The organism is Ventrimonas faecis (assembly GCF_040096075.1).
In the GTDB taxonomy this organism is placed as follows: domain Bacteria; phylum Bacillota; class Clostridia; order Lachnospirales; family Lachnospiraceae; genus Brotaphodocola; species Brotaphodocola faecis.
Genome location: NZ_JBBMFJ010000001.1, coordinates 204,341 through 229,596 on the forward strand (window position 1 = coordinate 204,341; position 25,256 = coordinate 229,596).

Genomic DNA, 25,256 nt, shown 5'->3' on the forward strand with positions numbered 1-25,256 from the left:
TCCCCCTATTTCATTTTTCACAATGTAATTGATAAATCTTTAGTAAAATTATACAGGATATCCAAATGAATTACCAATTGTGATTTTAAAAGAAACCTTACCATTTATTTATGTTTTTAATAAATGATAAGGTTTCTCATTAATTCGTTATTCTGTTACACAACATTCTTACGCACTCCGGGAATCATCTTCCGGTATTTCCGCATCTATTTCTTCTGTATTCCCGCTTTCCAGCAGATTCAGCCAGATTTCTCTCCGCTCCACTTCATCCGCTTCCCCGTTTCCCTCTGCCTGGAAATGCAGAAACGGCACAGTGGAAGACTGCTTCATCAGTTCCATGACGGAACCGGAATTCGAATAAGTCGGCATCAGCAGCACTGTGACCGGAGCGCCGTTTCCAGGGAACTTGGGCGCATGGACCAGGAAGGACTGATTCAGCTCGGAAAGACAGAAATCACGCTCTTATAATCTTGCACTTACAAACTTCCAGTCATGCTCTTGTAACCACCATCTCCCGGAACCGCCTGCCTGCTGCTCCAATTTCCCGCTTCGTATCATACAGCATGCAGATCCGGCGCTCCGGGATGCTTTCTTTTAAAGGGATCTCAAACACACGGCCTTCTTCCAGCGCCTGTTCCGCCAGTTCATAGGGCAGGAAACCGATTCCCAGATTCTTCTCCACCATCGGCAGGATCAGATCCGCCGTCGCCACCTCAATGTCCGGTCGCATGGTCAAACCGTTTTCCAGATAAAACTGGCTGTAAAATTCATAACTGCTGGTGTGGCGTTCCAGTATGATCAGGGAATACTGTGCCAGGTCTTTTAATTCATTTTTCTGATCTGCCAGATATTCCAGACGGCTTCCCGCAATCAGCACATCGTAAAAGGTCTTTACTAAAACCACATGATCCGCCGCACCTTCCAGTTCTTTTTCATCTGCCGCCGTCACCACTGCCAGATCAATGAGTCCCTCTTTCATCGCCTTCGCTGCCCCCGGCGTCGAGTAATTGTAAATCTTTAACCGTACCCCCGGATATGCCTCATGGAAAGTCCGCAGAATCTCCATCAGATACAGGTGCAGCGCCGTCTCACTGGCACCAATCACTACAGTTCCGCTCTCCAGCGCCGCGCTCTGGCGCACCTCTTCCTCGCCTAATTCAATCTGCTCAAAAGCCGCTGCCACCCTCCGGTACAGGCGCTCTCCCTCTTCCGTCAGCGTGATGCCGCGGTTTGATCGGTTCATCAGTGTGCAGCCCAGTTCACTCTCCAGAATCCGAATGATGCGCGTGACGTTTGGCTGGTTGCTGTAGAGAAGCTCTGCCGCTTTGGTAAAACTTCCATAGCGGGCTACATAATAAAAAATTTTATAATGTTCAAAATTCGCTGCCATATTCCTGCTCCACTTTCATTTCTATTTTCTTCATCTTACTATATATTTTTTATATAGTAAATATATGAACTATACATTATCTATCGGTATCCGAACTGAGTATAATGAAACACGGTTAGAAACACCTCAATCAGAACAATAATATCCCGGAAAGAAGGAATTTTTATGGCAGAGAACATGAATACAAAACAGCCGTTAATCTGTATCGGACGTGAATACGGAAGCGGCGGACGTGAGATTGCGGAAAAACTTGCAGAAAAACTCGGCATTCCATGCTATGACAAGCTGCTCATTCACAAGGCAGCCGAAAAGAGCGGCTACACCGAGCATTTCCTGACCCAGAATGAAGAGCAGCCATTCTCCATCGGCAGCCTGCTCACCGGAAATCCTTTCGCGGATACCGTCAGCATGGCCCATGCATTCTACCCGGAAAGCCAGATGGCCTTTGACGCAGAGCGCCACGCCATCCAGGATATCGCCCAGAACGGCGGCGGCGTGTTTGTCGGACGCTGCGCTTCCTCCATTTTATCTGACCGGGACGATATGCTCTCCGTTTTCATTTACGCCAATGAAGATTCCAAGATCAAACGTGTCATGGCAAGGAATCAGACCGATGAGATCACCGCGAAGAAACGAATCCAGAAAGTAGACCGCATGCGAAAACGCTACTTTGATTTCTACGCCGATACCCACTGGGGCGAATCTGAAAGCTACGACATGATGTTAAGCAGCAGCCAGTTCGGCATTGATGGATGCGTGGAACTGATCTTACAGTGCCTGGAGCTGCGAAACAAACATACGGAGCAGCAGTAAAGTTGTGTCAGACAAACCTGACACAACTTCTGGAAATTTGGGAAACAAAAGGAAAAATAGAACTTAGGGAAAGAAGGTACATACCCATGAACAAAGACCTGACCGTGGGAGAACCGCAAAAAGTATTATGGCAGTTCTGCCTGCCGCTGTTCGGAAGCATCATCTTCCAGCAGCTTTATAACATTGCCGACAGCCTGGTTGCCGGTAAATTCGTCGGTGAAAACGCGTTGGCCGCTGTCGGCAACAGCTATGAGATTACACTGATTTTCATTGCATTCGCCTTTGGATGCAACATCGGATGCTCCGTCATCGTATCGCAGCTCTTCGGCGCCAAGCAGTACAGCGAGATGAAGACCGCCGTCTACACTACCCTCATTGCAGGCGCTGTCCTCTGCGGCGTGCTGATGGCCGGCGGACTGGCACTCTGCCGTTCCTTACTGGAGCTCATCAACACACCGGCAGAAATCCTGGATGACTCCATGCTGTACTTAAACATTTACATTTTAGGACTGCCATTCCTGTTCTTTTATAATATTGCTACCGGAATCTTCTCCGCACTGGGAGATTCCAAGACACCCTTCATCTTCCTGGCAGCATCCTCTACCTCCAACATCGCAGTGGATATTCTCTTCGTCACTGCCTTCAAAATGGGAGTAGCCGGTGTCGCATGGGCAACCTTCCTGTGCCAGGGTGTCAGCTGCGTCCTCGCGATCCTGGTTGTTCTGCGCAGACTAGCCGGTGTAAAAACCGAGAAACGCGCCGCCATCTTCTCCTGGCGGCTGCTGGGCAAGATTTCCGTCATCGCCATTCCGAGTATTTTACAGCAGAGTTTCATCTCTGTCGGAAACATCATCATCCAGAGTGTCATCAACAGCTTTGGCGCCAGCGTCATTGCCGGTTACTCTGCTTCTGTTAAGTTAAACAACCTGGTCATTACCTCCTTCACTACCCTGGGCAACGGCATCTCCAACTATACTGCCCAGAACATCGGTGCCCAGAAGATGGAACGTGTCAAACAGGGTTTCCGCGCCGGATTAAAACTGGTATGGATCTTATGTGTTCCGCTGTTCCTGGCTTACTTCTTCGCCGGACGTTACCTGGTATTCCTCTTCATGGATAACTCCACCGGCCCGGCCATCGACACCGGTATCCAGTTCCTGCGGATCCTTTCCCCGTTCTACTTTGTGGTATCCGCAAAGCTGGTGGCAGACGGTATCCTGCGAGGCGCCGGCCTGATGCGAAACTTCATGATTGCCACCTTCACCGACCTGATCCTGCGTGTGGCACTGGCCATTGGACTGGCAAGAGTCTTCGGTTCCATCGGAATCTGGTGCGCATGGCCGATTGGCTGGACCATCGCAATGTGCATGTCCGTATGGTTCTATAAATGTGGACCTTGGAATCGTAAAAAAGAAATATAGTACAAAGATCTGGAATGTTCCTGCATATATAAAAACATTCCAGATCTTTTTATTTCCAATCTTATTTCTCAACCTTTTCCAGTCTATAAATATCAGTTCTTCTCTGCTTGATCAGTGGAAGCTGCTCCCGCACTTCATCCACACGACCAAGATCAATGTCCTGAATCAGCATACCTTCCTTTTTTTGCCCTCTCCATTTTCCGTTCCGGATGTCGTTCATCCAGCAGTGTGGAAAGCTCCTCAGCAAGCACACTGTATTCCTTATGCTTTTTAATTACTTTCCTGAAGTTTTTCTATTTTTCTGTCCAGAGCTTCTATGTGTTTTCTTTCTTCCTGCTCCTGTTTTTCCATGTCATTCTTCCTCTCTACTGTCGGTATCCGTTTTCCTTGTATAAAACTGAGGATCTCCTCATAACTTTTTTCGCTTCCTGCAACATTTTCATACTTTTCTCCGCATTTGTAAAATCTATTGAAGAATCATTTTCAATCTTTCATGGCACCATATACACCCCGGATGTCATCGTCCTCACGATTCCATACATTGATATCTTCCTGCTGCCACATAAGAGGTTCTGTAAGAAATTCATATACTCCGCATGCAACCCATTATTCTCCTGAAGAATATGTAATTATACAATAACCAGTTTCTTCTCCACCGGAAGTATATGAATGTATTGCACTGACTCTTCCTAATGAATCATATTCATAAGTAGCATACTGATCATTTTCCATGGAAATTTTCCCATTTTCCGGTTTCTTTGTCGGATCTGTCATAGCGTACCATATGACCGGCGGATTTCCACTCCCTGATCCTATAGATGGACGGTATCTGGCCTGATCTTTGCAGCCATTTATCTCCTGAGTGCTGTTCCACATTCTGGCCCCTTTTGCTCCGGTAACTTCCTGTCCATTTTCCTTTCCATTTTCTGTTTCTATTCCTTCGTAATAAGCCTCACTGGATTCTTCATAGGTCTTTCCTGCTTCATCATCATATTTCCAATAATATGTTTCAGAAACAGTACCATCAAAATCATACCATTCAAAGGATGTCATACGCCCCATTCCATCATATGTATTGATCTCTTTTCCAAAATACTCCGGATATGGCATGATCATATACATCTCCATTGTCATACTTCCGTTATAAACAGATGGATCTACGGTAGAAGTGATCTGGGAAGCTTCGATTTCCTGTCTGCGCTTATCTAATGCCTCATCTCCTGTTTCTTCATAACCTTTTTTAAGGATATCCACTGCTTTTTCTGTTTCTCCTGCCAGCAGATACAATTCTGCCAGTTTTTCATAATTTCCAGCTGTTTTTGGCTCCAGTTCAATAGCTTTCAGATAATCTGCCTCACCACTTGCATAAAATCCACGTATCTCATCTGTCCACTGACTGACATCATCCACTCCGCCTGCCTGGATACGGGCTGTATAAACCTCTGCACGTTTTTCATAAGCAGCTGCCTGTTTCGGGTCTATTTCTATTGCTTTTGTAAAGGCTACGATCGCCTCTTCATAATTGGCTTCTGTCAGGTATTTTTCACCTAAGTCCAGATAGTCCTGAATAGTCATTTTCTTCTGGCAGCCTGCAAGCAGGACTGCCAAGAGCAAAAAAACACTGCACACAGTCTTTAGCTTTTTCCATTTTTTTACAGCAACCTTCATTTTCACCATACTCCTCTATCCATCTTTGTTACTAGTTCACATAATAAATACGTGCAAATTCATAATATTCTGGATTCCACAGGCCGAAGATATTTCCCTTCTGTATCGGTACATATGAATCTGGATCCTTAATCCGTATCCTGGAGACCTGCTGGCCAGAATCATCTGTAAGAACATAACCATCCTCGCTGACCTGGCAGTTATAAAATGGGGTATACTGATCATAAGTATCCGGTCCAAGACTGTAAATCTCCAGTGGCTGTCCATAATCCTGGGGATACATGGCATATGCTTGGGAAAAAACATCTCCATCCAATTTATGACGTTCTATCTCATTTCCACTCCAGTCATATTTCACAACATAAAAATCTCCTTCCAGCTCACCCATCAGGATCGAGTAGTAATTTTCTGCTGAATCTTCCATCTGCCCCGGATCACAGGCCAAAAGCTTTACATAACCGTCTGAGGTTTTCCACAAACACTCCTCATATCCCTGCAGCAGCGCATTTCCCTGTGTATCTACGATCTCATAAGGCGTACCGAACCCTTTTCCGCCGCCATAGATAAGCAGATATGTGTTCTGATCCGGATAATAAGTTTCCGGCATACTATAGGAGGAATCTGCACTTAACAGTGTAAGCACACCAAGTTCTTCTTTTTCTTCCTCTGACATTCCCTGTTCTGAACTGCCTGTAATTGCAAAACCACTTAAATATGCATCCGTTTCTGCTATTACCCCCTGCCAATAATCAAAAAGTTCCTGGGAAAACTCTCTTTCCTGCATTGATTTTTCCGTATCGATCTCCATGGCATGAAGCACTCCCTGATAAGGCGCGTCTGGTTCTTCTGTTGTAAAGCAGCCATCTTTGAAATCTCCCTCGTAATGAAATGTATCCTCTGTATCCGAATTAATAGACTGGATCTGCCACATACGATAGGTTCCCTGTCCATTAGGAAAATCATTTTCCCATGACCCATCATAAAAATCAATCCAGCTTTCCTCCAGGCTGCAGGAAGTCCAGATTCCATAACCCGCTCTATCTGTACTGCCTGCAGATCCATAATAAATATGACCGCAGGGATACAGTACCAACTTTTTTTCCCCATCTTCTGTGGTATAAGTTACCTTTTCTGACAACTGATCAAAGGTCATCTGAAAATCCATTGTAAGCATGTAATTCCACAGATCAAACCAGTTATCATACTCAACTCCACGATCCATCATACTCTCCATGCCATAAAGCACCTGCCATGCATCATAACGTTTTTGGATATCTTCATATATATCATTAAGGCTGTCATCCTCTGTCTCTTCCAGTCCCTGTTCCAATGTATACAATGCATCCTCATAACGTTCAGTGACTGCATACACATTTGCCAGACCCTTATATCCTTCTGGATTCTTCGGATCCAGTTCAATGGCTTTTGTAAAAGCTACGATTGCCTTCTCGTAATTGGTTTCTGTAAGATATTTATCTCCCAGATCCAGGTAATCCTGCAAAGTCATTTTCTTCTGACAGCCTGCCATTATTACCATTACCACAATCAGGAGCAATACTGCAAATTTCTTTCGTATTTTCAACCATTTTATATTTTTTTCCATATTCAGATATCTCTCCCATCCCATAATTTCTACTTTTTCCTGATTTTCGTTATATAGTTCAGTCTTACATCTTCTTGCTGCTTGCAACGGGCAAGATACTTATGAGTAACTGTTATAAAACCATCCATGTGATCACTAATCCAACCAAGATGCAGCATCCAAAGCTGAAATAAGACGATGTATCCTGGGACTGATACATATAGAAATGATGGGTATAAAACATATTCACGAAATAATTTTTCAGGTTTTTTAATGCGGTTCTTCCACTTTTTCGCAGAAGCATAAAAATGAATGCGGCCACACCGCCAACAAGAATGGAATATACAATAGCATATCCGCAGAAGCGCCAGCCTGTAAAAGCCCCGATGGCCATATACAGCTTTACATCTCCCGCTTTTAGTGCGCCAATGGCAAAAAATATAAATGCTGTAAATCCCATTAAAATGCCAAGAAAGCTTCCTATAAGACCCTTAAATCCAAACAGGACCAGATTGCATGCCAGACCTGCAAGCATGGCAGAAAAGGTAAGTTTATTTGGTATTTTCCTTGTTTTCAGATCTGTGATAGAAGCGGCTGCTGCTACTGCAACAGCCGCCCCTTTTAATATGATATAAGCTATTTCCATACTACTCCTCATTTGCCCCTGCTTCATCTTCCCATTCCTGGATTTCATCTTCTACAGACTGCTTTGCGTCCTGAATCTCTTCCTGGGTATAAGTTTTCATACTGTCCACTGCATCTACGCCTTTTCTGGCATGAAGAATACCTTTTTTATAGCCGCGGACTGCATACTGGCTGAACTCATCATCACTGTAAATGCAATATATTTCTTTTCCATCATCCGGTGCTATATCAGCATGGAGATCTGCTACTTCTGCAGCAATTCCTTCACTGCACTCATAGGTATAGTTTTCCTGAAAAGTTTCTTCTTCGTAGGTACTTGTGCAATTCTCCTGGATGGCTCCATGGTACAGACCGTCTTTTAAATTCATCTGGGTATAAAACAGATCCTCCGGAATAGGAAGACATACAGACCACTCTTCACCTGTTCCATTTGGATAATCATTTTCCCATGTGCAGGAATCATAATCTTTGTTTCCTTCTATGTAATCATAAGCACACCAGATTCCCTGACCAGATCGTTTTCCGTCCTTCATGCCGCCATAGTAGCAGTGACCGCATGGATAGATCAGAAGCCAGTTTCCGTCTTTGCAGTCCATGGATATAACGTGATCCAGTTTTGTTATAAGATTCTGGTATTCATCACTGCTTTGAAGCTCCCAGATGCTTTCTCTGTCTTGGGATCTCATTCTGTCTGTCAGGTCATCTACCAGTTCCTGGTATTCTCCCAGGACTTCCTTTTTTGCTTCCTGTTTCAGCTGTTCCCTTAAGTATGTTTCAACTTCTTCTCTCAATTTCAGCAAAGTCTCGTAGATCTGCTTAAACTCATCGGTCTGTTCTTCTTCTGATAAACCTTCATACACAGAAATACCATTTTCCAGCACTTCCTTTGCCTTTGCATACTTTTCTGTTTTGATGTACACATCTGCCAGACCTTCGTATGCTTTCACGGCTTTTGGCTCTAATTCAATGGCCTTTGTAAATGCCACAATGGCTTTTTCGTAATTAGACTCTGTAAGATATTTATCACCCAGATCCAGATATTCATGAAGGCTCAGCTTTTTCCCGCAGCCTGCAAGCAAAAGCAGAACCGCCAGAAAGATCAGGATCCGTTTTATCTGTTTCATGCTTTTTCTCCTCGTTTAATATTTTTCCTTCATCCTCTGCCGGATCTGTTCTTTCCGTTTTCCGGCCGTAGCTGCTATAACTACAGCTAATACCACTGCCGCGCAAAGCAGAAGGACACCTGCCAGAAACAGCAGTGTTCCCGGTGTCAGTGAAATATGTGTCAACATATACATATGTTTATTCCTCCTATAACCAGCCGCCTTTTTTCAGATCCTGCATCATATTTTCAAGCATCTGCATTTCTGTATCCCCGTCATTTCCAGTCTCTTCATACAAGGCTGCTGCCTGGTCATAATATTTCTTCATCTGGCTATAGTCCCTGTTTATATTTTCCTTTTTCTGCTGTCTGTCTGCCTCTAAAAATGCCAGACGCTTATAAGGTTTGTAATCCGCAGGATACTTATCTGTCATGTCGTTTAACATAGATTGTGCCTCATCCAGGCGATCTGTCTGCTGATAAAGAATGGCTATATTTTCCATCATCTGTTCTGTGGAATAACCCTTTTCATAAAGGTCTTTAAAACGGGCCAATGCCATTTCATAATAGTTTTCTGACTGGCCGGTATCCGCTTTTGCCTTTCTTGCATAAGCATCTGCCAGCATTTCAGAAATGTGCATGGATGTCTGAAGTGTGAAAGTATTTTCTGCCTCTTCTAACAGCTTTATCTCATCTGCCAGCCATTCATCGCCCATTCTCTTATATGCCTGGGCGCAAAGGATCACCGCTCTTCGCCTCAGCTCATCCGTCTGAGCTGCCTGGACAGACTCCTTTAAATGGTTTACAGCCTCTTCATACTGTCCTCTGGAGAACGCAATCTCTCCCTGGACCATATAAATGGAGTCTTCTCCCAATCCCAGTGTGATCGCCGTTTCCAGTGTTTGTTCTCCGGCGTCCGCGTTTCCTGTTTTTGCCTGGACAATGGCATCATCTCTGAAATACAGACAGTTTTTCTGATTCTGTGCTATGGCCTGTTCAAAACATGCCCCTGCGTTGGTGTAATCCTCCTGCTCAAAGTAGGCATTGCCCAGGATATAGAAAATATCTCCCAAAGCCGCCTGCTCTTCTTCTCCTTCCACTATATAAGAAGGATTGTTTAAAATATCCTTTCCATAAGATACTGCCTTTTCATACTCTCCCATGGAAAACAAACATAAAAGTTCTTCCTTATAGGAATGAATGTCTTCCGGAAGCCGCAGTCTCGCATTCTGGATCAGATTGCCTGCTGCTTCAAACTCCCCTGCTTCCATCAGACTCTGGGCTTTTTCTATGCTGCGGTTATAGGCCACTCTATTTTCCTGACCCATAAGCAAAAATCCGCCTGCGATCATTGCCGCACCGGCAACAAACATTCCTGCGATCAGAAGCTTCCTGAAACGGTTCTTTTTGCAATAATTCTGGTATTCACTGTCCAGTTCATAAACGTGTTCCAGAGCATAGAGAAGTTCCGTACCATTCTGATAACGGTTTTCCGGCTCCAGTGACATCATTTTTTCAATGATCGCAGCAAAGCCTTCACTGATCTCCGGCACCAGCTCCCGGATCGGTGTGATCTCATCAAAATCAGCTGCCGGTTTTCTGCCTGTAAGCAGGTGATAGACTGTAGCTCCCAGACTATATACATCAGAACGTTCATCTACGCCCCGACCTACCATTTGGGAAATGCTGCTTTCTGTCTGCCCGGAAATGGATTGATCCATAATAACCGTTTCATCATTTAAAGCAGCTGTTTCATCTGCCTCACGCATAGTCACGGTAGGGGCATTATAAAAGTTAGCCTGGTTTAAATATTTACAATAACTGGAAAAATCCCGGTACTGCTCTGGCGGGGAATAACCGCTGGAAACGCCTGTGGACATGCGCATCTCCTGGTCAAATGCAAGGGATACGTTAAAGTCAATAAGGCACACATCCCGGTCCGGCGTCAACATTACATTGGCCGGTTTAATATCACTGTGGATCACAGGGGGATTAAGGGAATGAAGATAACTTAACGCCTCTGCCAGCCGCAATGTCCAGGTGAATACCTCTTTCTGGCTGAATTTATATTCTTTTAAAAGGACTTTATCCAAAGACTCTCCGGGGATAAAATCCATAACTGTAAAAATCTCCCCGTCAATCTCTAAAAAGTCATAGACTCTTGGCAGTCGGGTATGTTTGATATTTTTTAATACATCCGCTTCCCCACGGGCATCTAAAATCCCCTTTACCCGGTCTTTTACCTGCTTTACCACCACATAGGTCTGAAGCCGTTCATGGTAAGCTTTGTATACAATACCTCCGCCGCCGGAGCCAATGGCTTCAACCACTGTATATGTATTATTTAATCTTGTTCCAGGCTGTAACATATGCCACCTCTTACACGTTTTATCATTTTATCCTTTTCTCACTTCTGTGAGGATCAGGGAAACATTATCCCTTGCTCCGCCTTCTGGTATCAGGCTGCGAAGTTTTTCTACTGCAAACTGAAGAATGCCATTCCCCTTGTCATTCTGCCTGTTATAACGCCTTAATATCTCTTTTACGTCTGCTTCTTCCACACATCCGTAAAAGCCGTCACTGCACAAAAGAAACATATCCCCGTTTTTCAGTTCTCCCATTTCAAAACCACTTTGAGGGATCTGAAACATGCCTATACACATGGTAAGCACATTTTTCTGTGGAAAATCCTCTGCCTCTTCTGGAGTCAGCCTTTTCTCACGTACCAGCTGCGCTGCCAGGGACTGATCTTTTGTCAGCTGCTCCAGATTATTTTTGCGGAAACGGTAAATACGGCTGTCTCCCAGATTTTCTATATAATATTTTCCGTTATACAACAGTAACGCAGAAAGGGTGGAACCACATCTGCAGCCTTCCCTTTCTTTAAACTGATAAATCTGGGTGTTGATATCCCATATCTCCTGCTCTAAAAGTTCTTTTATATCTGTATCGCTGTCTCTGCCTGCCTGTATCATCTGAGAAAAATCTTCATGCCACCAGGCTGCAAACTGGTCTGTGCAGTAGGCGCTTACCTGGCTTCCATAGGAAAGCCCGCCCATGCCGTCTGCTACCAGGAAAAATGCGGCATCATTCTGCTGATTTTGTATGTTTTTTTCTCCTGTACAGCACAAAATGGCATCTTGATTTTCGCTGCGCACATCTCCTGCATCTGACAGAGATCCGTATTGATATGTAAAATCTCTCATACCCCTTTATCCCATCTGAAAAGATCTGTTATGAACCGCAGCGGACTGTAAATTCACTGTCTGCTAATGTTACACGGTCATTGTTGCTTAATGGATACGGCATGTTGTTGCCAATGCGCTGTCCATTTCCATTAATATAGGTTCCATTCTTGGAATTTAAGTCTTTTACATAGATCAGGCCATCCTGATTGATAAATTCTGCGTGGACTTTTCCTACCTTTGGATTGGCAACTGCAAAATCCACCTGACCTTTTAAACGTCCTATCAGAACACTTGGCTTATCCAATGGAATCCTGGTAAGCTGGCCGTTTTCATAATATTCCAGATAAGCGCTCATACCTCCCTGGGTTCCATCCCAAAGCTCTGTCTCATCTCCACTTCCTGATCTCATGGACATAGCTGCATAGGAAGGTGTGATCGGGGCCTGAGGCATTGGTGCAGGCTGGACCGGTGCCTGGGAAAATGGTGGCTGGGAAATGGACTGCTGTGGAACAGGCGGTGTCTGGAAGCCTGAAACTGGCTGTTCCACCTGCTGCTGTGCTGGCTGGACTGGAGCCGCTGGTCTGGAACCTGCATTATTAAAACCAGAAGGTGCTGCTGGCTTCGCTCCTGCGTTTCCGAAACCAGACTGTGAAGGTACTGCCGGACGGGAACCTGCATTTCCAAAGCCGGACGGTGCTGCTGGTTTTGCTCCTGCATTTCCAAAGCCAGAAGGCTTTCCAGGCGCCGCTGGTTTCTTTCCGCTATTCTTCTGTACCGCTTTCTTATCCATCTTCTTATTGCCTTTTTTGCGGCTGTTTACATAAGCTTCCCTGTAAAGGATCACTTCTGTCACTGCAAGGATCAGGACCACTGCCAGAATATTGGTCACTGCAATATCCCCATACTCATCTGTAAATGCCCCAAAGGATACCAGCGCCGCTACTGCTACCATGACAACTGCCTGAGGCAGCAGGAACTTCTTCTTTGCCTTTTCCGGATCAAAGCCGTCCTCTTCTACAGCTGCGCTTTCCTTTACAGGTTTGGCATTTTCTTTTACTTTTTCTTTCTTCTGTGCCTTCAAGGACGATTTGCCAAATTTTCCCTTTTTATTTTCAGGCGCTGGTGGAAGTGAGCTATCAGATGGTGCTCCAGATGCTAGAGCTGATACCGGTCTTGCAGGCTGGACAGGTGGTACTTGTTGAACCGGCATAGCTGGCTGGACTGGCACAGCTGCCTGAGATACCTGCGCTGTCTGAACTGATGGAATTGGCTGAGAACCTGGAATTGATGCTGACTGTGGAAATCCACCAGCTGCGCCCATATTTATGTTGCCCTGAGTACCAGAAAATCCCTGAACCGGACTTTTAGCTCTCTGTGGCATACCCTGAACCTGGTCTAATACCTGTTTTAAATCTTCCAGCCTAAAAGGCTGCCTGTTCACGGCTTCCAGTAACAGCTGGACGAAATTGTCACCTGTCAGCTCGATTTTTCCTTCCATTACAAAAGAAAGCACTAACTCCTTTACCCCTTTTTCCTGAGGCACGCTTACAGGAAGATACACGAAAGACGGCTCCATAGTAGAAGGATCCACAAAAATATAATCTGCTTCCATTACAATTTCCCCTGCTGGAAGCTGATACTGCTCTCCGTCTTCTGCAGCGCTTAAAAAGCCCTTTAAAATCTGGACCAGTTCCATTTTTGAAAGTTTTCTTCTGCTCATGATCTGACTTAAGGCAATCTTAGAAGAAATGTTATAATAGGCCACTGTCTCCCCATTCATGACCCGCTTTGCCACTGGAAGAAAATGGCTGATCTCATTTGCTGCCAGCATCTCCAGCTGATAATTCACAAGACCTGCCTGGGGCGAAAAGGCTGCCGCCAGATAACTGGACGCACCCATATTTTCATAAGAAATCTGTACTTGTGACAACATACTCTCTACCTCCGTTTATCTTTAATATCCTTAAATATCCCTTTCATACCCTTTAAAACCATATAAAATAGATCACTGTTCCAAGAAATAAAAAGGGAACAAATGGCATTTCTGCTTTCATGGACGAATGGCGAAATAATATTCTCCATATCCCGCATATTAAGAAAAGTCCCATAGCAATGCACAAAATACACAAGGTATAACTCCACCCGGCTGCAATAGCTGTTACTGCTAAAAGCTTTCCGTCTCCCATTCCCATTTTCTCACTGGAAGTGGCTGCTACCAGGAGAACAACCGCCCCCAAAATAAGACCTCCTAAAAGCCCGGCTGTAAGCACTGTCAGACCTTCCGCTCCAGCCATAAGAAGCTGTCCCGTCAAAAAAAGGAACAAAATTCTATCCGGCACGATCCGCGTCTTAAGATCCACGATTGCCAACAACAGATAGGTATACAAAAGATCTGCATATCGCAGATAATACATCTGTCCTTTTCCAAGATAATAGATAAGGGCAAAAACTCCCAGGCTGACAGCCCCACAAACATACAGCCACCGGCAGTTCCATACTTTCCAGAATGGCTCTTCTTTTTCTTTGTATATCTCTACCCCATATACTGTTTTCATCCCATTTAACACAGCTGCAAAAACAAGAGCTGCAAGTTTCAGTTCATTCATTTTCTGTCCTCAGATCTGTGATCATTCTGTACTCTGTGATCATCAGTAGATGGATGATCCGCTCATTCCCCGTACAGTGGCCCGGTTGCACAGATTTAACTCCGGCAAAATCTTAATAGGAAGAAGGGGATCAATGGTATAGCAGGCCACAATATCAATGGTAGTACCATTTTCAAAAAACTTAGAGGAAGAAAGGTCGATTCCCTTTAAGCCCCCGATCACCCGCAGCTTCTGCAAACGTTCATCTGCGGAATTGCCCTTGGAGTCCGCTCCAATGTATCCGGCGATCATAGGTCTTGCTATCAGGGTCCATGCCTGATTGTGTGCATCTCCTGCTGCTTCATTGGCAACAGCTCCGATCACATCTTTTAATATATCTTTTGGATTGGTACTTCCCTCATAGCTGTAGTCATTTAATTCATCCAGTTTTCCGCCTTCTAATATCTCATACAGCTTCACAATGCTTTCCGCATCTGTATTAAACTGATCCTTGCGTCCGGAAGTTGCGCTTTGCAGGTCATCATAAAGCCCGGAAGCGCCGGAAACATGATACACATATGTATACATGGATAATTCCTTGGCTGTCTGGCTCACTGCATGCTGCACCAGGCCATAGGCATACACCACACGCATAAGGTACAGCAGTGTCACGATGATCATAAGAAATATAGAATAGGAAATACTGGCTTCAATGGTCAGCACGCCCTTTTGTCTTTTCTGTGCAGTTCGTTTTAATACGCTTCTTTTTCTCTGCTTCATAATTTAGTACCCCTGATAGATCGTATTGTTATACTTTATCCGTCCCGTAACACCATTTGCTTCATAATCCGATTTAAAAGGAGCAGTGCTTCCAAACAGGTATCGAATGGACATCTGGGAGTCTGCCTTTAAATAGGTAAATGCCTTGTCCATAGAAAAGCTTTCCTCACCATTCTTCTTCATGTTCACCTCGATCAGGTCTGCCGATCGCATAATACGCTTTTCTGAACCCTGAATGAGCAGTAGAATCAGCAGATAATCTTCATAAGTTACAAATACTCCGCTATTAACACTTCCATAATTGTCCACCAGACCATCTCCGTCAGGTATTTCATTTAAAATAATATTTTTGTTATTTTTAAAAAGAGGGATCTTGTATCCACAGTCTAAAAGATAATGCATTTCCAGACTTGTCTCCGCTGTTGCCCAGGCAGTAAGGAAGATCCAAAAAAATACTCTCTCGGGAATCACAAACTCCGTTGCCATACTGGCTGCAAAAGCAGCTACCTCACAGGCTGGTTTGATCGTTTTTTTATCCCGATACATAGCGTATACATTATTGGCCAGACGTTCTGCAAAAATGATCCTGTAAATGATCTGCTCGTTTTCCTGGTCTGACTGTTTGCCACAGACCAGATATTCGATCTCACTTCGCAAAGCTGTTTTTCGATCTTTTTTCGGTTCAAAACGCATGTCGATCTCCCCATCTTCATGGGCATATCGCCAGGCCGGCATATAAACGCAGTCTTTTTCTTCCTGTGACATTTTTCCGTTAAGATCCGGCTTTGTACTCATGCGGGTCTTAAAGGTTCCAAACATGTAAGCTATACTTAAAACTTCATCTCTGGCCGTTTCTCCTAATTGAAGAAGCACACTGTTCTTGCTTCCGTCTAATGCCTTTTTAGCTCCTGAAAGGCTTCCGCTTGTGTTCCAATATCCACCAAATTGCTCAGGAGTCGCAGCGGACTGATAGCTTTTGGAAGGACGATCTTTATAATCTTCTGATTTAATGGACTTCCGTTCCTCCCCATTGTCCGGCTTCGTACTCTCATCTTCTTTTGCAGACTGGTCAGAGGCCACACTTTCATTGATTTTTCCTTCCTGACCAGAATTTTGGCTCCGGCTCTGTGCCGGGTTGACAGCATTCCATGATCTTCCCTGAAAATACTGGATCACTTCTGTCACCGCCTGGCGGTAATATTTTTTCGGACCAGCTCCGCCATTTATTACCGTCTGGGCATCTTCTTCCCTGTTCGTCATATCCAGATAGTAATAATAATATTCCAGGATTTCTTCCTCCTCAGTTTCCCCATCTTCTCCTTCTGAGTCACTGTCATTTTCTTCTATTTCATCTGCATATTTCTCAACAGCCCGTTCAATCTGCCCCATAGTCTGTCTCATGCGACTTCCCAGGTATTCATCTGCAGCAAGCTGCTCCAGTCTTTTGTCATTTAAAAGCTCATCGACCCGCGCCATACAAGTATCCTGATAATAAGAACGGTCCGTCTGGGCATCCTCTACAAGACCACCAATCGTTTCATTTTCTTCCCCTCTTCCTTCCTGCCCTTCTTTAAAATCATCTAACCGGGTAATTGCCTGCTCCAGGCTGATCTTTGTATTTTTCGCCTGGTCTAGCACCGCCTTTGCAAGAATCTGGCATCGCTGCAGATCAGAAGAAACAGTTCGATGGATTCCTTTAAGCTCCGATACATCATTGCTGTTATAATCCCCTTCTATATCTGTATTTTCCAGCTTCACCTTTTCCATATAAGCCGGAAGATCTTCCAGATATGTTTCTTTTATAACACCAGCCATATATACTGCCTGATTCAGCTCCTCCACCAATTTCATCAATTCCGCTATTTTTTTATCTGCATCCCCGTTTTTTTCGTCCACATCCATTTTGGTCTCCATTACGTCTGTGGCCTCTTTCTCCTGTTCTGCCGTTTCTTTAACAGAGCCTTTGCCTGTCAGAATGCCAAAACGGTCTGCCATAATATAAATGCCTCTGTATTTTGCGTATTCTACCATCTGGTTCTGAAGGACATCTTTTTCTGCCAGGGGGTATTTAGGCTCCACCTTACAGCTGTCTACCTTAAAATCATAGAGATTTAAGAAGTTTTTCCCCTCATAAGGATTATTCAGCCCTACTGTATCCTTCATAATTCCCCAGAGCTTTTCAGAATAAGCCTCATCCTCTGAAAGCCCGGATGCCAGTAAAGTGGCTTCCAGGCTTTCTTTATAGATCTTTTCCAGTTTGTCCGGCTCTTTTACTGCAAACAGACCATAATCGTCTTTTAATTTCTGATTGTAAACGGAAAGGGCGCTGGTAGCCGCCAGATCCGCTGCCTCCTGGGTCATGGCTCTGGCGCTGGCTACGCGACTGCCGTCAATAAGAACTGCACATAACAGCATAGTAGGAAGCAGGATTATCACCAGAAAAATAGAAACGGCTCCTCTGTTCCTTTTATTTTCAAAAAACTTCATCCACTCTTCCCCCCGTTTTTCTCTCACGTTCCCCGAACAATTTCATGCCCGAACATGTATTTCTATGCTAAGTACTTTTTACTTCAGCAGTTCTCTTATTTTCTCTATGGCTGCCTTTATCTTTCCATAACCATTATCCACTGTTCCAAAAAGCTTCGTCTGTTTAAATACATCTGTGGCAATGTCCACGTTGCGGACAAAATCCGGCGCGTCTACTGCTGCGGAAATGGCGGTGGTGTTGACATCGAAAAGGCCGCTCTGTCCAAACATTTTAGGTATTGAATCCACAGGCATTGTATAACCCGCCTTAATGCTCACTATAATCTTTTTTGAAAGCAGATTATCTTTTATAGTCACATAATCATTCTGGTTATTTATGACGCCGTTTAAAATGCTGTATCTTCCCAGATTTTTGTCTACATATGTATTTAAAAGGGTTTTGTATTCCTTTTTATTTCCATTATCCATAAAGGGAACATTCCGGTAAGGATCCCTTATTTTAAAATCAGCTAATGTTTTCTCCCCGGTTGTCATATCTGACACACGGGAGCTATAAATCACAGAACCTCTCTCTGAAGTACGTATTGCAAGGCTCTGCACGTTTACCTCCTGATACAGGATCATTCCCATAAAAAGCATGAGCAGAAGCGAAAAAAATAACGAAGTAAATATAATGGTTATCTCTATGGTGAGATAGCCGTCTTGATTTTCTTTTAATTGTTGCTTTAACTGGTCTTTTTTACGTTTCAGATTGGCCCATAAAAGGCCTGATGACTTTTGCTTATTTTGCATATCTGTTCTCCTGAGAACAAAACTGTTTTATAAGATACCAGGCGAAACTTACGCCTGGTATCTTAGACAGCCATATTTTTTAGAACTAATCTACTTAACTCAAACCTGGTTTTTCTACCAGATTCTTATCAAATACCTGTTTCATAATACTGTTTGCAAATTGATATACCTGTTTTCTGAACAACAGCGCAATACACATCAGAGCTGCAATGATCATAACGATCTCTACAGTTCCCATTCCTTCTTCTTCGCTGTAAAAGCGTTTCAGCATTTCCATACTTCTGCCTCCTTCATAAATTTTATAAAAATACCCTTTTGCAGGATAAATTTAACTATTTTTTCACTACACTCCTACATTCCAGAAGTCATACTCAAAACCGCCGGTGTAGATACGATCAGTACAATCCCCATAAACATGATCATTAATGGGATCAGTATCTTGGTACTTGCTTCCTCTCCTAACTGTCTGGCTGCATTCTTTCGCATTTCCCAGCATTCATTTCCCTGTGCCTTTAATACAGGAACCACCTCAGAACCGCCTCGTTTTAAGTTCATAACGATCACGGACACAAACTTGGTCACTTCTTTTACACGGCATCGTCTTGCAAATTCTTCATAGGCAACTGCTTCTGGTTTACCGGCTTTGATCTCCATTAAGGAATACCTCATTTCATCATACAAGATATGTTCTTTCGTATTTTCATTGATGATCTTTTCCCAGGCTTTGGAAATGGTCATGCCTGCGTTTACCAGAAGTGTCAGCTTATTTACAAATTCTGGAAATTCCATTTGAATGGAACGGCGGCGTTTCTCTATAGACTCCTTTAAGCTGGTATCTACTAAAAATGGCACCGCAAAATTTGCCGCAATGGCGATCACACTTAAAAGCGCCCCATTGCTGGTATCTCCCTGCACGGACATGATCATTCCCATGATCGCTGCCATTGCAGATGCAAGGATCGCTGCTGCCAGCCGGTATCCGCTGTGGATGTAATAATAAAACTCCACATCTTTTGGCCCATGGAGCTCCAGAACCTTCTGGTATACCTGATTATTGTGGGAAGCCAGGATTGTTTTTAACTGCATGGGCATTATCTTTTCCGCCCAGATGCTTTCCGCTTTCAAAAGACCCAGGGGGATAAAATCCTTCAGCCCATATTCCTCTTTGTCCACATACTCCATGTACTCGTCATATTTTCCTTTAGACCTGAGATAACAGAGAAGGAAGTTTCCTACAAATATAACGCAGATCAGGATTGAAAAAATCTTTAAGATCATATTGTCACTCCTCTTTCCTTTCCCTTAAATGTTGATCTTCATAATCTTGGAACCAACTACGTACGCCAACGCGAAAATAGCAATAGCTGCCGTCATGGCAATCCGGCCTACAATGGTTGTAAACACAGGCGCCATGTAGTCCCCGGAAGTCAGTGTCAGAAACAATACCATGATCACAGGCAATATCATAAGGAAATTAAATTCGTATTTCTTACCGGAAATCATAGTCTCAATCTCCTGTTTTACCTCAATCTTGTCACCAATGGTATTAGAAGTAGAACGCATAACCTCAATCAGATCGCCTCCGGTGCGCTTACAGGTAACAAAAATATCCACGAAATTATCAATATCTTCCAGATGTGCTCTCTCGGCAAACTGTCCAAACATATCTTCTATGGTATTGTTCATTCCCAGTCCCCGAAGGATCAGCCCCAGCTCCACTAAAATATCTGTCTCCGGATCTGGATAAATGACCTGCAGATCCTGAAGTGAATCCCTGATACCGGTCTCAACAGATTTTCCTACTGATAATGCAGATGACAGGGAATACAGCATATCCTTAAACTGCAAAGACAGCTGATTTTTTCTTTTATCAATGATCTGTCTGGTCCTGATCTTCGGCGCTTTCACTGCAAACAGCGCTAATAATGCCGACAGAATCAAACTGTGGTAAAACACATATCCAACGGCAAACAAAGCTATCGCTGCCACCACAATGGTGAACATTTTTTCTGACTTTGTCATAACATAAACGTCATAATCTGTCAGTCCGTCTTCCCGCAGTACCATTTCTTCTGCCTGTTTTTTCTTTCCAAACATACATTACTCCTCGCTAAACTTTATCGGACAATCCCGCCATATGGAATTTATAAGTGTTCTTCATAGGATTTTCCGTCCGTTCCAGCCCGCCTATAATGCGGCCATTTTTGTCTTCTCCATGCTCTACAAATTTATAAAGAGGATTTAATATAAATTTTCCATCTACATAATCTACAACCTCTGTGATCTCTAGTGTTCTTCTGGATTTATCACGAAGTCTTGACAGCTGGATAATAATATCAATCGCCGATGCGATCTGCTGCCGTATAGCATCAATAGGAATGTTATTTCCGGAAATAACCATTGTCTCCAACCGGGAAAGCATATCTTTTGTAGAATTAGAGTGACCTGTAGAAAGGGAACCGTCATGACCTGTATTCATAGCCTGAAGCATATCCAGTGCTTCTGCGCCGCGGACCTCACCAACTACAATACGTTCCGGTCTCATACGAAGGGAAGAACGGATCAGATCACGGATCGTCACCTCTCCTTTTCCTTCCATATTTGCGTTTCGGGTTTCCATACGCACCAGGTTGGCAACACCTTTGATCTGAAGCTCCGCAGAGTCCTCAATGGTAATAACTCGCTCATCCTTTGGGATATAGTTAGAAAGAGCATTTAAAAAGGTAGTCTTTCCTGAGCCAGTGCCGCCGCTGATAAAAATGTTATATTTTGCCCGTACCATGCGGTCTAAAAGCTCTGCCACCTCCGGAGTAATAGAACCATAGGAGATCAGCTTTTCCATAGTCATAGGATCTTCCGGGAATTTTCGAATAGTCACTGTAGGGCCGTCCAATGCAATAGGCGGAAGCACCACATTTACACGGGAGCCGTCTAACAATCTGGCATCTACAATGGGATTAGCCTCATTTACAGTACGGTTTACCTTGGATACAATATTCAAAATAACATTTTCCAGTTTTTCATTGGTTCCAAAGCTGACATCTTTCTTATAAAGTCTGCCATTCTGCTCCACAAACACATTATGGGGGCCATTGATCATGATCTCGGTGATACTTGGATCATCTACTAATGGCTGCAATACATCCAGGCCACGCATGGAGTTAAATACGCCTTCCATGAGAGTTTTTTTCTCATTCAGGCTCATATACTGTTGTCTGGACTGCTCCATTACAATATCCGATATCACTTCCCGGATCTCATCATCGCTGATGTTGCGGGTCAGATCCAGACGGTTTGACACGATCTCACGGATCTGGCGGATCCATTGCTGCATATCTTCGATCATAGACTCTGACCTCCCTGCTCTTTAAAAATGGTCTGGATCATGGGATCTAAAGTCTGTCTTAAAAGGCTGCCAGAGCGGATAATATCACTGTATTTCCTAAAAACAGGAGATGCTGCTACTGCACCGCTGCATGGAATATGGTTTAATAACCCACTTTCCAACAATTCTTTTCCTACTCCTGAAACAGATGACTTGTTTACCACAAGAGTCATTTTATTAAATATTCCGTTGTATTTTTCGTGCAATGAAGCTTCATCTAAGAAACGGATCATTTTTGCAATAGAACTTTCCTCTGAAAGCACTGGCGCAAATACGATATCTGCCTCGTTTAATACAGCAAGGGTCTTTTCTGAAAAACTGGAAGAAACATCAATGATAACCACATCATACTCGGAAAGGCTACATATAGTCTCTACAAGGCGCCGTATCTCATCTCCCGTGATCTCTTCATATTCTGATATACTTTCTACACCGGACAGATAATAAAAACCGCCGGTCCGTTCCTGTACTGCGCAGGCTGCCAGCTTCACACCCACGTTCACACCTTTTGTCTTTAACGCAAGAAATACATCAGAAAGAGTACCAGCAGAAGATGCCAGCGTTCCTTTTACAGAGTCAATTTCTTCTAAATTAAGATAAAATGTGCGAAATCCCGCTGCCCCGCAGGCAGATGCCATAGCCAGTGACAGGGTGGTTTTTCCGCTTCCTCCTGCTGGACTGTAAAAAACAACTGCCCTGGTATTGCTTTTTCCACGGATCACATCTGTTTTTCCCGTAGATTCTGCGTATTTTAGTAAAATCTCATTTAACAGGCTTTCTGATTTCTGATATTTTTTTACAACTTCGTATCCTTCTACTGGTTCCATAGAAGAAGACAGAACAATCTTCGTCATATCAGCTGCAAGAGCCTGCAGTTTTGCATCTGCAAAGCCTTCATCTACTGCCAGGATATCCGCAGAACCTCCATTTTCCAGATAGTCTATTAATTTTTCTTTTTTTGTGAATATATTCTGTTCCAATTGTGGATTTTTTTCCATAAAATAATTGGATAGATTGGTGAGATATAATTCATCCCGGTCTGCCAGGATCAACTGCTTTTTTACCATATGACGCCCCCTGATGATTTATCTGCTTTACATATTTTTTTCGACAAATTCTAAAGTATAGTTTATCATTGCCTGTATTTTCCAACAATCAGGGCATAAAAATTAGACAGATAATCATTTCGTTCTTCAGGATCATCTGTCTAATTTCAGTTATTTTTTCAGTTATTTTTTCAGTTCTTTTTTTAATTCTTCCTGCAGATATTCAATCTGCTGTTTAATGATCTTAAGACATGTTTCTTTGGAGCAAACCATTTCTCCTTCTTCAATCATCCGGCAGAAATGGTTCAGTTTTTCTGCCACCCCCTGCTCATAAATGGAACAATAGGCCACTCCGTCTGCTCCAATGCAGAAAGTGATCTCATTGTCTACCATGGAAACAGTAGAATAAACAAAAATTCCTCTTGGAAGACTTACCTGACCTTCATCTAACATATATACTTCCCCATCCTGAAGCTTCATCCATTCCAGATAATTCTCCATCACTTCCAGGCGTTCTTTATTGGTAAGAGGCGTATAGATCGATGACGGTATTTCTGCCAGTCGTCCAGTCATAGCAGTATATTCCAGACCTTCTCTTGTAAAAATGTGTACTGCCTTTTCTTTTTCCAGCTGATTGCAGCGCTGTCTCCAGTTTTCTAGGACCATTTTCTTTCCTGTGTCCTCTAAAAGAAGATGATTTTTCAGCATATCTTCTGAAAGCATCCGCATCAGACAGGGATCATACTCCATGTAATAATTTTTCATTTCCTGAGGACGGAAATTTAAACTGTCCTGCTCTGTAAGATAACGTTTTCTGTTTTCAGTTATCCAGTCCGCCCACTGAGACACATTTGCAAAATAGCGTAATAGCTGCCGCTTATTTTTCTTCTTTCTCTCAAAAATCTCTTTAAGATAAGAAAGTTTTTCTTCTTTCCACACGATCAGACCGCTTTCCATATTTCTATGAAGTCCAACCGCCCATTTATCTCCAATAAACCAGTTTGGAAGAAGGTCATTGCATTTCTCTTCATAATCGTAATATGCAATATATTCACTATCTGAACGGATCAATGGCATGATCTGGTTGATATACTGAAGATTATACAGACTTCCCCCCTGTTCCCGGACCTTCTTTAACGAAAAAACATGTTCACAGCATATGTCACGACGACTTAAAAACTGAGCCAGTATCTCTACCACTGCTTCCGGCAGTTCTTCTGTAAACATACGCAATATATGTCCACTTTGCGGCAGAATTCTTTGAAGAAATGAGATTACCTCTGTCCGGCTGTGAAGTACATGGATATCTTGAAGAGCTTCCCAGTCTCCTTCCTCTACTTGTATATCTAACTGTGCAATGTCCAGAAAACCGGTTCTGTATTCCAGCATTTTTTTAATCTCCTGCATACAGTTCCACTCTTCATTGCCCATACGCTCTATTTTATAAAGCGAAAATAATGTTTTTGATACATCTTCTGAACACTGCAATGCCATAATCAGCTTCCGTACCTTTTCTGTATCCTGAGGAAGGCGCTTTCCCTGCCTCATTTTTGAAATATGATCCAGAGAAAGACCGCTTGCATCTGACAGATACAACAGCGTCTGCCCTGATTTTTTAATCTCCGCTTTTATCGCCTCTGAAAACTCTGACATACTCTCCCTATCCTTTTATACTATCTTTTTTTGCCACCCTTCTCCACCATTCCCTACATTTCAAAAATGTAATTAGATTTATAGGGGGATTCATATCATTCTTACATAATCTTTACCTTTTATTCCGCTCATTTTTCTTCAAAAAATGGATCCTTACATATCATGATAGTAATTAATTTTAACATTTATAGGGGAAGGTTTCAATTAAGGCATGGAAATTAGACAAGTTAATTTTTATAAATGGTTACCTGGCGGCACGCAAATCATCAAAAAAGAACCCTATTATGGCGGCTCTCTGTAGAGAAGAAGATCTGGATGATCTTTGCCTTTCCCGGGTAAAATTAGCATATATTTTCTGTGGAAACCTGAAAACGCTGCCATCTATTGTGGAGCGAGTGAGAAAAGCAGGAATTGAACCCTTTGTGTATATGGATTTTATAGATGGGCTGTCATCAAAGGACAGCGCAGTGGAATTTGTGAAATATTATACAAGTGCAGCAGGGATCGTAACTACAAAATCCAATCAGGTAAGAAGATCAAAGGCATTGGACTTGGGTAGTGTAATTTAATTTGTGTCTTTGGTAAAAAATGGCTCCATTTTGGTAAGAATTACGGTATGTAAATTTTTATCGAAAAGGAGCATTTTTTATGGCACTTGCAAAGGAACAAATTCGACAGATTATCTCTCAAAATGACATTTCCAGCGTTACGGATGTCTA

At 43.2% G+C, this 25,256-nt stretch carries 23 protein-coding genes; 3 read left to right on the forward strand and 20 right to left on the reverse strand.

The genetic code is table 11. From position 1 onward, the window contains the following. Positions 1-168 precede the first annotated feature (168 nt). Positions 169-369, reverse strand: a complete 201-nt coding sequence (locus tag WMO41_RS00985) for a hypothetical protein (protein WP_349228206.1) — start codon at positions 367-369, stop codon at positions 169-171. Between the two features lie 121 nt (positions 370-490). Continuing rightward, positions 491-1,390: a LysR family transcriptional regulator gene (locus WMO41_RS00990; protein ID WP_349228207.1), complete on the reverse strand. Its 900-nt coding sequence runs from the start codon at positions 1,388-1,390 to the stop codon at positions 491-493. Positions 1,391-1,555: 165 nt separating this feature from the next. On the opposite strand from WMO41_RS00990, the gene WMO41_RS00995 reads away from it, so the two are divergent. Together WMO41_RS00995 and WMO41_RS01000 are read left to right on the forward strand one after the other, a co-directional pair. Further along, the gene (locus tag WMO41_RS00995; protein ID WP_349228208.1) at positions 1,556-2,203 is read left to right on the forward strand and encodes a cytidylate kinase-like family protein; all 648 of its coding nucleotides are present in this window, start codon (positions 1,556-1,558) and stop codon (positions 2,201-2,203) included. Positions 2,204-2,289: 86 nt separating this feature from the next. Next, on the forward strand, positions 2,290-3,624 hold the full coding sequence (locus WMO41_RS01000; RefSeq protein ID WP_349228209.1) for an MATE family efflux transporter: 1,335 nt from the start codon (positions 2,290-2,292) through the stop codon (positions 3,622-3,624). Positions 3,625-4,230: 606 nt separating this feature from the next. Here the strand turns inward: WMO41_RS01000 and WMO41_RS01005 are convergent. From WMO41_RS01005 to WMO41_RS01090, 18 genes are all read right to left on the reverse strand, one after another. Further along, positions 4,231-5,292, reverse strand: a complete 1,062-nt coding sequence (locus WMO41_RS01005; protein ID WP_349228210.1) for a tetratricopeptide repeat protein — start codon at positions 5,290-5,292, stop codon at positions 4,231-4,233. Between the two features lie 31 nt (positions 5,293-5,323). After that, entirely contained in the window at positions 5,324-6,829 is a 1,506-nt protein-coding gene (locus WMO41_RS01010; protein WP_349228234.1) for a tetratricopeptide repeat protein, read from the reverse strand. Between the two features lie 178 nt (positions 6,830-7,007). Further along, positions 7,008-7,547, reverse strand: a complete 540-nt coding sequence (locus WMO41_RS01015) for an A24 family peptidase (protein ID WP_349228211.1) — start codon at positions 7,545-7,547, stop codon at positions 7,008-7,010. Then, positions 7,522-8,643, reverse strand: coding sequence for a tetratricopeptide repeat protein (locus WMO41_RS01020; protein WP_349228212.1), 1,122 nt, complete (start codon positions 8,641-8,643; stop codon positions 7,522-7,524). Before WMO41_RS01020 ends, WMO41_RS01015 begins: the two co-directional genes overlap by 26 nt. A gap of 15 nt (positions 8,644-8,658) precedes the next feature. Then, positions 8,659-8,817, reverse strand: a complete 159-nt coding sequence (locus WMO41_RS01025) for a hypothetical protein (protein WP_349228213.1) — start codon at positions 8,815-8,817, stop codon at positions 8,659-8,661. 13 nt (positions 8,818-8,830) lie between these two features. Then, entirely contained in the window at positions 8,831-10,990 is a 2,160-nt protein-coding gene (locus WMO41_RS01030; RefSeq protein WP_349228214.1) for a protein kinase domain-containing protein, read from the reverse strand. A gap of 27 nt (positions 10,991-11,017) precedes the next feature. Beyond that, positions 11,018-11,827, reverse strand: a complete 810-nt coding sequence (locus tag WMO41_RS01035) for a PP2C family protein-serine/threonine phosphatase (protein WP_349228215.1) — start codon at positions 11,825-11,827, stop codon at positions 11,018-11,020. Between the two features lie 28 nt (positions 11,828-11,855). Next, on the reverse strand, positions 11,856-13,742 hold the full coding sequence (locus tag WMO41_RS01040) for a DUF6382 domain-containing protein (RefSeq protein ID WP_349228216.1): 1,887 nt from the start codon (positions 13,740-13,742) through the stop codon (positions 11,856-11,858). A gap of 52 nt (positions 13,743-13,794) precedes the next feature. Then, complete coding sequence (locus WMO41_RS01045; RefSeq protein ID WP_349228217.1) at positions 13,795-14,415, reverse strand: prepilin peptidase; 621 nt, start codon at positions 14,413-14,415, stop codon at positions 13,795-13,797. 42 nt (positions 14,416-14,457) lie between these two features. Then, positions 14,458-15,174, reverse strand: a complete 717-nt coding sequence (locus WMO41_RS01050) for a TadE/TadG family type IV pilus assembly protein (RefSeq protein ID WP_349228218.1) — start codon at positions 15,172-15,174, stop codon at positions 14,458-14,460. Between the two features lie 3 nt (positions 15,175-15,177). After that, the gene (locus WMO41_RS01055; protein ID WP_349228219.1) at positions 15,178-17,661 is read right to left on the reverse strand and encodes a DUF5702 domain-containing protein; all 2,484 of its coding nucleotides are present in this window, start codon (positions 17,659-17,661) and stop codon (positions 15,178-15,180) included. Between the two features lie 78 nt (positions 17,662-17,739). Then, a complete protein-coding gene (locus tag WMO41_RS01060; protein ID WP_349228220.1) occupies positions 17,740-18,453 on the reverse strand; it encodes a hypothetical protein in 714 nt (237 codons plus the stop codon). A gap of 94 nt (positions 18,454-18,547) precedes the next feature. Then, positions 18,548-18,730, reverse strand: coding sequence for a Flp1 family type IVb pilin (locus tag WMO41_RS01065; protein WP_349228221.1), 183 nt, complete (start codon positions 18,728-18,730; stop codon positions 18,548-18,550). A 74-nt stretch (positions 18,731-18,804) separates the two neighbouring features. Next, positions 18,805-19,731 carry a type II secretion system F family protein gene (locus WMO41_RS01070; RefSeq protein WP_349228222.1) on the reverse strand — a complete coding sequence of 309 codons (927 nt, stop codon included), beginning with the start codon at positions 19,729-19,731 and terminating at the stop codon, positions 18,805-18,807. A 24-nt stretch (positions 19,732-19,755) separates the two neighbouring features. After that, positions 19,756-20,550, reverse strand: a complete 795-nt coding sequence (locus WMO41_RS01075; protein WP_349228223.1) for a type II secretion system F family protein — start codon at positions 20,548-20,550, stop codon at positions 19,756-19,758. A gap of 13 nt (positions 20,551-20,563) precedes the next feature. Beyond that, the gene (locus WMO41_RS01080; protein ID WP_349228224.1) at positions 20,564-21,799 is read right to left on the reverse strand and encodes a TadA family conjugal transfer-associated ATPase; all 1,236 of its coding nucleotides are present in this window, start codon (positions 21,797-21,799) and stop codon (positions 20,564-20,566) included. Next, the gene (locus WMO41_RS01085) at positions 21,796-22,905 is read right to left on the reverse strand and encodes a P-loop NTPase family protein (RefSeq protein ID WP_349228225.1); all 1,110 of its coding nucleotides are present in this window, start codon (positions 22,903-22,905) and stop codon (positions 21,796-21,798) included. Before WMO41_RS01085 ends, WMO41_RS01080 begins: the two co-directional genes overlap by 4 nt. Positions 22,906-23,067: 162 nt before the next feature. Beyond that, positions 23,068-24,537: a helix-turn-helix domain-containing protein gene (locus tag WMO41_RS01090; protein ID WP_349228226.1), complete on the reverse strand. Its 1,470-nt coding sequence runs from the start codon at positions 24,535-24,537 to the stop codon at positions 23,068-23,070. 284 nt (positions 24,538-24,821) lie between these two features. Between WMO41_RS01090 and WMO41_RS15890 the strand changes: the two genes are divergently transcribed. Then, a complete protein-coding gene (locus tag WMO41_RS15890) occupies positions 24,822-25,106 on the forward strand; it encodes a glycerol-3-phosphate responsive antiterminator (protein WP_350340408.1) in 285 nt (94 codons plus the stop codon). The last annotated feature ends 150 nt before the right edge of the window (positions 25,107-25,256 follow it).